General features: G+C 36.1%; 7 protein-coding genes and 1 pseudogene. 2 read left to right on the forward strand and 6 right to left on the reverse strand.

All coding sequences use genetic code 11. The features are described from left to right. The 6 genes from AAX15_RS01510 to AAX15_RS01535 all read right to left on the reverse strand — a co-directional run. Window positions 1-3361, reverse strand: a 3361-nt coding sequence (locus AAX15_RS01510) for a S6 family peptidase (protein ID WP_329956734.1), incomplete at its 3' end; no start/stop codon positions are given. A gap of 241 nt (window positions 3362-3602) precedes the next feature. Beyond that, window positions 3603-4682 carry a DNA replication/repair protein RecF gene (recF, locus tag AAX15_RS01515; protein WP_046938824.1) on the reverse strand — a complete coding sequence of 360 codons (1080 nt, stop codon included), beginning with the start codon at window positions 4680-4682 and terminating at the stop codon, window positions 3603-3605. Between the two features lies 1 nt (window position 4683). Continuing rightward, on the reverse strand, window positions 4684-5784 hold the full coding sequence (dnaN, locus tag AAX15_RS01520) for a DNA polymerase III subunit beta (RefSeq protein ID WP_046938825.1): 1101 nt from the start codon (window positions 5782-5784) through the stop codon (window positions 4684-4686). A 12-nt stretch (window positions 5785-5796) separates the two neighbouring features. Then, a complete protein-coding gene (gene dnaA, locus AAX15_RS01525) occupies window positions 5797-7161 on the reverse strand; it encodes a chromosomal replication initiator protein DnaA (protein ID WP_046938826.1) in 1365 nt (454 codons plus the stop codon). Between the two features lie 193 nt (window positions 7162-7354). Next, window positions 7355-10045: a lactoferrin/transferrin family TonB-dependent receptor gene (locus AAX15_RS01530; protein ID WP_046938827.1), complete on the reverse strand. Its 2691-nt coding sequence runs from the start codon at window positions 10043-10045 to the stop codon at window positions 7355-7357. Between the two features lie 13 nt (window positions 10046-10058). Then, a complete protein-coding gene (locus tag AAX15_RS01535; RefSeq protein WP_046938828.1) occupies window positions 10059-11906 on the reverse strand; it encodes a transferrin-binding protein-like solute binding protein in 1848 nt (615 codons plus the stop codon). A 97-nt stretch (window positions 11907-12003) separates the two neighbouring features. On the opposite strand from AAX15_RS01535, the pseudogene AAX15_RS01540 reads away from it, so the two are divergent. Continuing rightward, a pseudogene (locus AAX15_RS01540) lies at window positions 12004-13450 on the forward strand (surface lipoprotein assembly modifier). A gap of 181 nt (window positions 13451-13631) precedes the next feature. Continuing rightward, window positions 13632-13766 (forward strand): 50S ribosomal protein L34, encoded by a 135-nt coding sequence (rpmH, locus tag AAX15_RS01545; protein WP_005539760.1) that lies wholly within the window; start codon window positions 13632-13634, stop codon window positions 13764-13766. Window positions 13767-13773: the final 7 nt, after the last annotated feature.

Consider the following 13773-nt stretch of genomic DNA (forward strand, 5'->3'; position numbering starts at 1 on the left):
CTGCTCTGCTAGCCTTTTCCGCTTGACGTGCGGCTTCGGCTAATGCTTGCGTGTCATCTTTTTTATAGGTGATCACATAAGCATTGGTACCATTTGGTTTAATTGAATCTACAATTAAGCCTGTAAAAGATTTTTGGTTCTTCGCAGTATTTTCATCAAATGAAGTTTTTAATACGACTGTTTCAGCTAAAATATTTCCGTTAGGATCTTTATAAGTAAGCATCACGAATTGAGGTGCTTCAATTTTAGTTGAGTTGCCAATTTCTGTACGACTAAAATTAGGATCGTTTTGGTTTGAACTAGCCGCATTTGGTGCCTCTGGCACAGGCGTATTTTGAGGTTCATCCGTTCGTTTAGCCAACTGTTTTGCTTTAATTTCTTCCTCAATTTTTGGATTATAAAGTCGCCATACTCCATCTTTTTCTTGAAGTGTATAACTGTAGGCACCTAAATCGACTTTTCCTCCATCTAGCGTTAAAGTTAAATTATTGCGCTGTGCTGTGGAAGCATTAAATAATTCCAACGCATCGTATTTTGGTTCACCTGTTTTATTGCGAACGTGAAGGGTAAATTGACCGCTTGCGGACTGATTTACCACGACCTTATCGCCTTGTTGGTGGCTTAAATCGGTGAAATAATAGAATCTCCCTTGTCCTGAAAGATTATTTACGGTTAATTGGTTGTAAGCCGTTGTGGTTTCTAGGGCATTATTAGCATTAAGATGAATATCCCCCCCATTCATTACTAATTGGTTAACTTGGCTATTCCCGGTTAAATGCCATTGACTATTTGGCTCAAAATGCACCGCACTTTGTTCTGCGCTGTGAATTGTACCGAATAGATTAGCTTTACCTAATGTAAACACAGAATTACCTGTTAAATTTATATCTCCGTGCATATTGGTAGGTGAAAAACTTTTGAATGCTTTATCAGATAATTTGTTGTTAGTACAAGTTACATAGCCTGTATAGTCAGAACGCACACAAACTGCATCGCCAGCTTTATAGCCAATATGCACTTGCGCATTATCTGAGGCTGTGACATTAGAAGTAATATTTGCAACATTGCGTCCTGAATAAAGGGTGGCATTGCCATTCACTTTCATTGAGGTTGCTTTAAAAGTGCGGTCAATCCAGTCATCTTCTACCACCACTTCATTATTTTCAGTAAAGTGTTGATCTTTTTCCGTTGAAGAAATATTAGCAATATCTCTTGCGTGTGGTGTTGGTCTGCCGGAAAGGAATAATGTACCTTTTTCAACTTTTAATTCACCGTTAAGGTTTGTTCCGCCTGTCAACAAAAAGCGATTTTGATTGGTTGTGCCATTGAAAGTGACATTTAGTTCACCATTTGCCTTTTTACCGACTTCTTCACCAAAATAACCACTAAAACCATTCATACGGTTATTGTTGATGTATTCCATGGCTTTCTTTTGGGCATCATTTTTAGAATTCCCCATAAATGCCCAATCAGAATTACTTGAATTATTACAAGGCATTTCAGATCTAGTACTACCACCATGTTTTAGAGCGTAATAGCTATAACATTTAGAATTAAAATATAGATCTTTACCTTCTGGTACAGGAGGATGAATAAAACGATAAGATTCATCCTCATCATCGTTGTCAATTTGAACATTATATATATAAATTTTACTTGGATCTGTAATTAATCTAGTTCCTGTTATCGTTATATTTGAGGCGTTGGTCATATTATGATTAACCACTCTTGCGCCATCATCAATATTACGTATATGTTCAAAAGTTAGATTGTTGCCATTGATATCTAATCGACCACCACGGAAACCAAAATAAATTTTATTTGGGTTAATTTGATTGGCACTATTTAGCACTACAGTAGAACGTCCACTCACAATTCCTAATTGTGAAAAGGCTTGTACTTTTCCGCTTGATGGCTGTTGATTTAAGATTACTACACCATCTCCTACTTTAAGCTCTCCTTGATTTTCTCCCGTGCCTTTAATTTCAAGCGTTCCTTTTCCTAATTTCGCTAGTTTGTCATCTTTCGGATTTTTGAGATGCCAAATAACTTTTTTACCTTCTGCAACATCAATTCCACCGCCTAACCAAGTTATATCGTTTGTTTTTCCTTTAACGTCGTAGTTTCCTTTAAAGAATAAACCGCCAGCACCTTGATTGATATTATTTTCTAAAACAAGTGTGCTTTTAGAATTATCATTTCCTTCAAAAATTACATTCTGCCCAGTATTTTCGTTTTCTTCTTTTTGATAATTAACAAGTGGAGTGTTAGAATTTGGGAGTTTGACTAAAATTGTTTTTTGGGCATTTTTAATTACGCTTGAGTTGTTATCTATAATGTCCCAGTGATATTCAGTGTTAGAGAAAGGAACATATTCAGCGTTATCTTTTGCATGAATAGTATTAGCAAAGTCTTTTTTATAAATATTCCACTCCTGCCAAGATTTTTTCCCATAGCCTGCCCAATAAGTATAAGGCCCTATGAAGATCCATTTGTTTTGTTGTTTATCAAAAGCAAATAAAGGTGAACCACTATCGCCTAATACACCGTAGTTGGTTAGGGAATCTTGTGAGAGTAAGATTTTTGCATCGAGATCTGTTTTTTGACTATCACCAAAACCAATTAGTCCTTCTTTTGTTTCAACTTTATCAATGTTTATTTCTTTGTAAGGTGTACCTCCGATAGCATAACGATATGCTTCAGCTAGAAATTCAATATCGTTACCGCTTTCAGTTTTTTTATCAGCCACAGTACTATAAAATTTATTTTTTTCATAAATAAATTGTGTTCCTGCTCCAATTCTGACAAAGTGAGGATATTTTTCTTTATCTTTATAAGTATCTATCCCTTCACCTGCTAATGTTGGTGTTATTGGCTCAACCTCGGTTACAAATTTATTTAAACGAGGCATATTATAGTCATTAATACGTTTTTGGTAATTCCAACTTTCATTTGGTTTATCATTATTTTGTGTTACCACACTATATTTATTTTCATTGTCAGAAACATCGCGGTGGCCATTATAATGTCCAAAATAAAAGTCATTCATATATCCACGAGCGTGTTTTACGCTCACAATATATTGCGGATTCACTAATGTGCCAATGCGTTTATTCACATCCACTACACTAAAATCAATCATCGGAATATCGTTAGGTAAGGCAGTGCCCAAATCTTTATTATTTTTATCCTTTACCAGCACATTTGTTGCCCCCACAGAGAACATTCCTTTGTTTTCTGCAAAATCACGGAATATTTGATAATCAACATCGTTTCTAACTAACGCGGCTTCTGTATAAGGGGTTAGTGCATAGGCGACAGTTAGGGCAATAAAATTAAGCTTGAATTTTTTATTTAGCATGTTGGCTGTCCTTATAAATTGATTTTAAAAAGTAGATTTGATAGGACCAGTTTTATATTACGGCTATGAGGTGATTCAAATCTTGGAGATGTGTTGCGGTGTTAATTTGCCAGTTTTATTTTAGGGGCGTTTTTTTACCATAAATTGTTTAAAAAGTGAATCATATTCACCAATAAATTACTGGCTAATGATAATTATGTCTAACTTTTAAAAATTCAATTATTTTTCACCGCACTTTTATCTAATCTAACGTTTTAATGATTCCATTATCGACTGAAAACATTTTTCTGTTTTCGACTTGCATCTCTTTTAATTGTTCTTTAGTAATGGCTGTAACAAACACTTGTGAACCGCTTTGTTGTAATCGTTCTGCCAACAGTGCTCGTTTATATTGATCCAATTCCGATGCAAAATCATCGATCAAAAAAATACAATTGCGTTGTTTTTCTTTCATTAAATGCTCGCCTTGAGCCAGCCTCAATGCGCACATTAAAAGTTTAAGTTGTCCACGAGAAAGCACATCTTCCACTGGCAACCCTTGTGCTTTGAAACGAAAATCAGCTTTTTGAGGTCCAGAAAATGTGTAATTTAAGGCGCGATCTCGTTCAAAATTTTGCTCAAGAATCTCAGAGTAATCCCTATTTTTTTCCCATCCTTGATGAAAGCTGACATTAATGTCTAATTCGGGGAGAAAAAGTTGGCAAGTTTGCTCTATTTCAGAGCGTAGTGCTTCTGCATATTCGGCACGCCATTGACTCACTTGATGAGCGAGTTTGGCAAGCTCAACATCCCAAACTTTAATAGCGGAGTAGGGCTGATTTTGTGCAAGAGCTGCATTTCTTTGTTTGAGTAATCGATTAAGATTGCTCCAAGCAGCATAAAAACTTATTTGATGGTGAAAAAGTCCCCAATCCAAAAATGCTCGGCGATAACTTGGCCCCCCATTCAGTAAGGTTAAGCCCTCTGGTGTGATTAATTGCATTGGCAAAAGATGAGCAAGATCGGAAATTTTATTGCCATCTTCACCGTTAATTTTTACTAACGTGTTGCCTTGACGAAGTTTTTGTAACCCCACTGACCATTGATGTTGGCTTTCTTGGATTTGTCCAAATAAGGTAAAGTGAGGTTCGTCGTAAGAAATGATGCGATTTGTTACCGCACTTTTGAATGAGCGTCCGTGACCAAGATAAAAAATGGCTTCTAATAAGCTTGTTTTTCCGCTGCCATTGTTGCCGACCAAAAAGTTAAAGCCGGGATCAAAATCAAGATCCACGGCTGTTAAGTTACGAAATTTTTCGACCAGTAAGCGCGAAATCGCCATATTATAAACGCATTGGCATAATTACATATTCGCTACTGCTATCTTCGCAGTTTTCGATTAAGCAACTAGAAGATGCATCAGTTAAGCGCATGCGAACTTGATTGCATTTAAGTGCATTTAGTACATCAAGAATATAGGTGACATTAAAGCCGACTTCTAATTCTTCGCCATTGTAATCGACATCAACAATTTCTTCTGCTTCTTCATGTTCTGTGTTGGAGGCGGTAATTTTTAGTTGGTTTTCGCTTAAGTTTAAACGAACGCTACGCACACGCTCATTCGATAAAATTGAGGCGCGAACAAAGGCTTGTTTGAGAATCTCCCAGCTGCCTTCGACAATTTTTGTTGCATTACGAGGCAACACTCGGCGATAGTCAGGGAAACGACCATCAATTAATTTTGATGTAAATACAATGTTTTTTAGATGAATACGTAAATTGTTGGTACCGATTTGTAAACGCGCTGGTTCATCGCTTGTTTCTAATAAACGAACAAGTTCTAACACGCCTTTACGCGGTAAAATCACAGAATGATTTTGTAATTCTTGTTCAAGCGAGATGGTGCACACCGCAAGTCTATGGCCATCTGTTGCTACAGTACGCAATAAATTGCCTTCTGTTTCAAACTTCATGCCATTTAAGAAATAGCGCGCATCTTGGTTTGCCATGGAAAATTGAGTGGCTTCAATTAAACGGCGTAAGGTATTTTGCGGTAGTTCAAAATCTACTTCAGACTGCCAATCCGTGAGGTTTGGATATTCTTCTGCAGGTTGGGTTGTCAGTGTAAAACGGCTACGCCCAGACTGCACTAATGCACGATCTTCTTCAAAAGTAACCGTGATTTCTGAATCATCAGATAAAGTGCGACAAATATCTAAGAATTTTTTTGCTGGAATCGTGAAGGTGCCATTTTCAGAAGACGATGAAAGCTGAGTTTGACTCGATAATTCGACTTCCAAATCTGTACCTGTGATAGTCAATTGATTATCTTCAATTTGCAACAACACGTTGTTTAATACAGGAATGTTTGGACGACTACTCAATACGCCACATACTTGTTGCAACGGTTTTAATAAATTTTCTCTTGAAATACTAAATTGCATTGCGTTCTCCTTTTATGCGGACAAAGTGCGGATTAAATTCGCCCAATCTTCTTGAATACTATTGTCTTGTTCGCGGAATTTTGGGACTTCGCGACAAGCGTTTAATACGGTCGTGTGATCTCGGTCAAAGGCACGACCGATTTCAGGCAAACTGCGGTTTGTTAATTCTTTTGCTAAGGCCATTGCAATTTGGCGTGGACGAGTCACTGAGCGCGCACGACTTTTTGATTTTAAATCTGAAACCTTAATTCGATAATATTCAGCCACCACTTTTTGAATATTTTCAATGGTAACCAAGCGTTCTTGCAGAGCCAAAATATCTTTTAAGGTGTCACGCACGAAATCAATATCAATGTCACCGCCTTTGAAGTCTTGCATTGCTTTCACGCGATTTAACGCCCCTTCGAGTTCACGCACGTTGGTACGCAAGCGTTGAGCAATGAAGAATGCGACTTCTTCTGGCAAGTTCATATTATGTTCTTCCGCCTTTTTCAATAAAATCGCCACACGCGTTTCAAGATCGGGCGGCTCAATGGCTGTTGTTAAGCCCCAGCCAAAACGTGATTTTAAACGTTCTTCAATTTTTTCAATTTCTTTAGGATAACGATCGGATGTTAAGATAATTTGGCGACCAGTTTCAAATAAGTTATTGAATATATGGAAGAATTCTTCTTGGGTTTTTTCTTTTTCAGCGAAAAATTGAATGTCATCTACTAAAAGTGCATCGAGAGAACGATAGAATTTTTTGAACTGATCCATTTTATTATCACGCACTGCTTTTACCATATGTTGCATAAAGTTATTTGCGTGAATGTAAAGCACGCGCGCATTCGGTTTATTGGCTAAAATGCCGTTGCCAATCGCGTGTAGCAAGTGGGTTTTACCTAAACCTGTACCACCATATAAGAAGAAAGGATTGGCCGAAGGTTCACCTGGCGCTTGAGCAAGTTTTTGACCGACAGCACGTGCGAGTTGGTTCGATTTACCTTCAACAAAGTTATCAAATAAGTGTTTAGTGTTTAGATGAGATTCAAATTTTATTGAAGCACTAAATTCAGCTTGAAAATCTACCGCACTTTCTGTTTTAGGATTGCCACTTGGTGCACAGTCCACTACTTTGGGTGTAGGTTTGACCCCTTCTTTTAAAGAAATGCGTAGTTCAGGATTTTGTGCAAGTGTTTGACAAATTTGCTGGATTTGTGCGAGATAATGAGTTTCCACCCAACCTTTCACAAACATATTAGAAGCATATAAAACAATGTGGTTATCCGCCACCACATCAGCCTGTAAAGGACGAAGCCAAGTGCTAAGATCGCTGGCTGAAACTTGATCTTGAAGTTGTAACAGGCAACTTTGCCAAAGATTTGAGAGATTCACAAAAAGGATCCTTGTTGTTTTTGTAATAGAGAAAAGTGCGGTAAAAATTGGCGGAGATTTTACAATAAATGCGTGGAAAGATCTTCTAAAAAAATCCAAGTTTGGTTTTTCACTTAACCAGATTACAGAACAGAAAAAGATGCGCCAGTAAGGTATAGATATAGCATGTCTAGTCCATCTGGCGCACTTTAATTTAGAATTTCATCTCTAATGTTAAGGTATAGTTTCGTCCTGGTGCTGCGTAGCGAGTATAGTTACCAACATTTTGATGTTGATTGACCGCTCCTAGTGCACTTTGGCGTACAGCTTCCCAAGTGACATAACGATAGTTGAATAAATTATATATCCCTAATCGAAGCATAATATTTTTATTCACCATGTAATAACCTGATACATCTAAGGTATGCCATGCCCGAGTAAGTTTTTTTGTTGATTTTATATCCCTTGAATTGCTACCTAATGCACGTTGTCCTAGCAATTCACTTTGAGATTTTGCTTTTGATTGGGTAAAGATAGCATTTACTCCCCAAGCATTACTTGGATGATCATAGCCTAAACCAAAGATATAACGGTTGGGTTGAATAGCGTCAAATAAATAACTGCTTACGGAGGCTAAACCAGTATTGATTTTTTGATCTTTAACTTTTACTCGGTTATAAGCAAATGTTGCATACCAACCGTAGGGGATACGTTTCCATAAACCATTAAAATCTAATTGCGCAGTTATATTTATGCCAACTAATTTTGCATTTTGTGCATTATGATATCCATAATTGCCCTTTCCAACTCCATTTTTATTAAGTTCTTCAGCAAAGGCGATAAGATTTCGATAAGCATTATTAAAATGACTGATCTCAATATTACCAAAGTCCCCTTTTAGAGCGATACCAAACTCTTGGTTACGAGATGTTTCAGGCTTAAATTTACCTACATAAACATCAGCATTATTGCCGCCATACCGCCATCCATACATCTCAGCAAAACTAGGATTTCTAAACCCAGTAGAAAGGCGATAAGAAAGATCAAGCCATTCAGTTGGTTTTATGACAATACCAGTATTCCAAGAGAAATTTTTAAATTTACCAATGCTAATGGTTGATTCATTGGCTGTTGTACGGGATACGTCATACCGAATACCTAAACCTAAATCAACGTATTTCCCTAATGCCATATTATTGCGTGCTGCGAAATAATAATTTTTCCCTTTAATTAACCGCACTTTACAGTCTCTGTAATTAGAGGAGTTACCTTGATAATCACAAAAATCTTGTCCTGCAAAATATGCATTTGGTTTCGGATATAAGTAAGGTTGTGAGGATAAACCATTTCTTCTTGTTTCACCAGCTTGCTCTGAAATACTATTTGCCGTAGCGATAACACGTCGAGTTAAATAATCTTTGTGCTGAAGCGTTGAAGTAAAGTCATCAAAACCAAGATTGAAGACAATTTGGTGAGTAAGCCAATTTTGTTGAATTTTTTTCTCTAAATCCAATTGCAACATGTTATGTTTTTCTTTATAAACATTTCTATCAGAATGATAGTATGAATAAGGTTTATCAAGTGTTGGGCGGCAATTCTTACTTGGATTAGGATAAAGACTGCAATGCGTATGTTGCATATAACTGTCAAGTATGATGTTTTGTTGATTAGCACTTAACACTGCTTTGTCAATGATTCCAGCTTTGTTCTTATTTTCGTAAATATATTCAATACCTACACGCTGTTTTCTATGGTGTTCATCGAAATAAAGCCCACTTGCATATTTAACGCCTCGGTCATCATCAATATGTTGATATGCACCATAATCTTGCATTGGATAAAAAGAACGACTGCTTAAATCTCTTCCTTCTGTTGGGCTTAAATAAGCTGGAAATGTCATATCTCGGGTATCAAATTTTTGTTGTGTTAATTCAAAAATACCACCGATATAGTGTTGTTCAGAAAAATGATAACCTCCTCTTAAAAACCAAGATTGGCTTTCATATTTCATTGGATTAGGTTTGATACGGTTAGCCCCCGTATAATCTGAAACACTTACAGTTTCTCTTTGGGAGGATAAAGTCGCAGGTGGTTTGGCTGAGGTTTTGCAATTGTTATAACCATTTGGACACTCATTTTCCATCACAAAGTACCCCGAAGATGTATCTGTTTTAGCGATTAATCGATCATAACTTTGTACGCCTTTTAATGCGTCTGGATGGATTTGTGTTTCCTCCGAATTTCGTTGAGTGTAAATAGCGACCCCTTCAAATCCCCCTTGTTTTCCAGCTACAGCTAAAGAATGGGTAAAGCCTTTATTTTTGCTTGAATAAGCATTTTTAGTTTGAATTCCCCATGATTTGTCTCTTTCTAAGATATCGGCTGCTGATTTGCTTTGAAATGTTACAGAACCAGCTAGTGCTCCATTACCATACTCAGAAGAACTGCCCCCTTTGCTTATTTCGACGGCTTTTACATTTTCATATTCAATTTCATTAATTGCACCAGTGCCAGAATATCCTGAACGGGCAACTAAAGGGCTTTGGACTACATAAGATTGCGTTTGAGGTAAACCATCTACTAATAAAGCAACTCTATTTCTGTCCATACCACGAATAGAATACCCAGAGCTTGCACCGCGACCTTGTTCTACAACTGAAATGCCTGGATCATAGCGTGTTAGATCACGAATGTTTAATACTTGTTCTCGGCTAATACTTTCGCTAGTTTTGATAATTTTTCCGAGGCCTGTTACTTCATTATCTTTACGATCTCTTACTTTTTCTGAAGTGACTGATATAGTTTCTAATTCTGTATCTTTTGTGCTTTTAGTTTCTGCTTTTGCATAGTGTGAAATTAAAATGCAAGAGAGCATGCTTAAGCAAAAATAGGATTTTTTAGTCATTTTCAGTTCCTCTCTATTTTGTTTTTTCGATTTGATGTTTAGCACCAAAGACAACTGCCGCTCTTGCATTTTCTGAATTGGATGATGGGGCTGCGATTGAGGAATTTTCAGAATTTGTAGTTGCAGTATTTTTTCCGTTATAGGTGAAGTATCCTCCTAATTCAGAAGCATGAGGTCCATAAAATGCACCATTAACATCAGTTGTAATATTAATTGGGGCATTTTGAGTTTGACTGTTTTTACCGTCTATTACTAAATCTTTTGCGGTTGCTATACCAGTGAAGGCATTACCATTATTTTTAAAGGTAGCATCAATATTAAAAACGGTATTTTGTGTGTCTGCACGTTTTAACTCACCTTTTAATGTTTTATTGTCAAAATTAACATCAAAATCAGAAACACCACTTTTATCTCGTTGTTTATCTCCGGTAGTGGAGTAAGATGTCGTACCATCACTAACATAACCAAACCAACTACCATGATATTTTGCACTTCCTTTTTTAGGTATTTCGGCATTAGCAGTACGATGGCCTAACAAAAATTGGTGGTATTGCTCTGTTTGGTTTGCGTTGTTCTTATCTTTGGTAGGTTTATCCTCATAATACATACCAAATTTTACATAGTTTAGATTATTGCAACATACTTCCACTTTATAGCTTTTATTTCCAATATCGTGATGTTTACTCGTTACGAAGTCACCTGTATTTTCAGGTAAAAGCGGAATGGGATAATTATCAATTAAAAGGTAATCAGCTTCACCAAAACTTGGTATATCTTTCGTAATAAAGTTGGTGGTGTCAGTTGTTTTAGTAGAGAAAGTAGTTAGTTTGCCATCAATTAAGGTTTCTTTGGATAATTTTGAGTTTTCTGGCGTTTCTTTGGCACTAAATACTCCAAAAACTCGTTTATCGTCAGCTAAAAACTTTCCTCCTAATTCTTCACCGTTAGGTCCATAAAAACCACCTTCTAAGACTCCCTCACTGGTAAAGGGATGTTTTTCAGAATCTTTTTGGGTCGGATTTACTTTACCTCTGAATCTATTACTATAAATATCGGCGTTAATATCATAGAGTTTTTCCTTTTTATATTCTTGATTATTATTTTTGCTTTGGGTATAAAACAGTTCTCCTGTCAGTTTTTTAGTCCCAAAATCTGCACTAAATTCACTCACTAGCCCTTTTTCTCTTCCCTCATTATTTTCAACTTCTAAATCCATATCGCTAGTCGTTGCACTACGTCTAGAATAAGCTTGACCGCCAGAATTTCTTAACAATTCATAATTCTTGCCTTTTTGAGTCGCAGTAATAAAATCCCAAGTCCCTTTATATTTAGCTACGCCATTTACAGGCAATGTAGAGGCAACTTGATTGCCAAAGTAATACGCATATCCATAGTAACCTGAATAAAACTTGTTATTTGGTAAATCTCTTAGACTCCACGATGGAATATAATAAAGACCCGAATATACATATTGCTGCCCATGATGATTTTCTGTTGCATTTATTACCAAAGGTTCCTCAATTGAGCCAATTGGGGTATCCCCGTTTTTATTGTTATTTTCAATATCCTTTGCTATTGAGGAAAGCTTTGTTAAAACAACATAATCATTCAATAAGCTTGGTTCTTTGCTTGCTTTAAAATGCATATTTTGCGCAACTAACTTCATTCCTCCTCCTAAAGAAGGAATGAACAACTGATCTAAATTAGATTTTGTTCTTGAATTTGAAGTGTCGTCTTGATAATTCGGTTTAGAAGAGGAGGTATTAGAGACGTTATCTACATCAAAAGAACCACCTCCCCCCGCGCTACAAGCACTTAGTAAAAAGGAAAGTCCACCAGTGATAAGAGAAACAGATTTCATAGAATTATATCCTTGTTTTTAAATAATAATTATTCGCATTATCTGTTTTTTTCTGTAATAATGTCAACTAAGAGTTTCTGAATAATATGGATAAAATATGAAAAATTGTATAAAGAAGGTTTCCTTCCAATCATTAATAGGCTTATCATTGATGAATGTAGCTTGGGCAGATGTTGTGCTTCCTAAATAAAAATGATACATTGACAAATACGATTCAAAGTGCGGAATTAAAAACTTCATCTTTTTCTTCTATGCCCCAAGAGATTTCAAATAAGCATATTATTTCTCTATCCAAAAGCCAATTAGCGAACCATCCAAGACTTGTTTTGCGTGGGTTAATTCTTGCTTTATATCAAAATAACACTCAGGCAGTTCAACTGTTATTACCACTATATAAACAATTTCCTCAGCAAGATAATTTCCTACTAACTTGGGCAAAGGCTATTGAAGCTCGTGAACAAGGTGATTTAACTCAATCTATTGCTTATTATCGTGAATTATTCGCTCGAGACGCATCTTTACTACCTTTGCGCTATCAATTAGCTCAAACCCTATTTTTTAACTATGAAAATGAATCTGCCAAAATTCACTTTGAAAAATTACGTACAGAGGTAGATGATGAAAAATTTTTAGGTGTTATTGATCAGTATCTTTTTACACTAAATCAGCGGAATCAATGGATATGGCAAGTAGGATTAAATTTTTTAAATGACGATAATTTGAATAACGCTCCAAAAAGTGGTACAAAAATTGGTAATTGGACCGCTTGGAAAAAAGAAAGTGGGCAGGGTGTAGGGTATTCTTTATCGGTAGAAAAAAAATGGCCGTAGGTAGATCATTTTTTTAGTAAAACTATGTTTAATGGAAATGGAAAATATTATTGGGATAATAAAAAATACAATGAGGCTACTTTGCGTATAGGTGGTGGTTTAGGCTATCAAACTGCCTCAGTTGAAGTCTCGTTGATTCCTTTTAAAGAAAAACGCTGGTATGCAGGCGGTAGCTCTGGAACGAATACAATGAAGCAATATGCGGATAAGTTAGGTATTCGTTTAGAAATGGTAGATTGGCTAAGTAAAACTTGGCAAATTTCTACCGCACTTGAGTATGGAAAATCTCGTTATAAAATCCGAAAACATTTAGATGGTAATTATTATTTCATTTCATCAACATTATTTTATTTACCTAAAAGCACTCAATTTTGGTTTGTTGGAATGGATTTTCATCGAGAAAATACACAAGCATTAGATAATGCTTATCAACAAAAGACATTGAGACTTGGTTGGGGGCAGGATTGGTCTCATGGTATTTCATCACGTTTTACTTTTAGTTATGCTAATCGAGCGTACAGAGAGAAAGATTTTATTGGTATACAGCAAAAAAATCGTGAATACACAACCACAATTACTTTATGGCATCGAAATATACATTTTATGGGGTTAACACCTAAATTATCGTGGGATTATCAAAAATCCACCAGTAATCATGCTTTTTATCGTTATGATAAAAATAGAATTTATCTCGAAATTGGAAAAACATTTTAAGGTTGAAAAGTTGTAACCTAACCTTTGAGGTATCTCTAACTTTAGCAAAGTGCATATATTTTTTTATATTTGTTTGAAGTTTTTTAAAAAATTTCCGTTTCTTATTTGACGAACGCGTATTTTATGATTAAAATTGCGCTCTATTTTTGTTAACTCATAATCTGGATTTAGGTAGATTACAATGAAACGTACATTTCAACCTTCTGTATTAAAACGTAGTCGTACTCACGGTTTCCGTGCTCGTATGGCAACTAAAAATGGCCGTCAAGTTTTAGCGCGTCGTCGTGCTAAAGGTCGTAAAAGTTTATCTGCATAATCACCGT

Source organism: Haemophilus haemolyticus (genome assembly GCF_001008275.1).
GTDB classification, from domain to species: Bacteria; Pseudomonadota; Gammaproteobacteria; order Enterobacterales; family Pasteurellaceae; genus Haemophilus; species Haemophilus haemolyticus_P.

Bases quoted from the DNA above. Each gene is read 5' to 3' on its own strand.
- AAX15_RS01535 (WP_046938828.1), bottom strand. From the start codon at position 11,906: ATGAAATCTGTTTCTCTTATCACTGGTGGACTTTCCTTTTTACTAAGT.
- recF (WP_046938824.1), bottom strand. From the start codon at position 4,682: ATGGCGATTTCGCGCTTACTGGTCGAAAAATTTCGTAACTTAACAGCC.
- AAX15_RS01530 (WP_046938827.1), bottom strand. From the start codon at position 10,045: ATGACTAAAAAATCCTATTTTTGCTTAAGCATGCTCTCTTGCATTTTA.
- rpmH (WP_005539760.1), top strand. From the start codon at position 13,632: ATGAAACGTACATTTCAACCTTCTGTATTAAAACGTAGTCGTACTCAC.
- dnaN (WP_046938825.1), bottom strand. From the start codon at position 5,784: ATGCAATTTAGTATTTCAAGAGAAAATTTATTAAAACCGTTGCAACAA.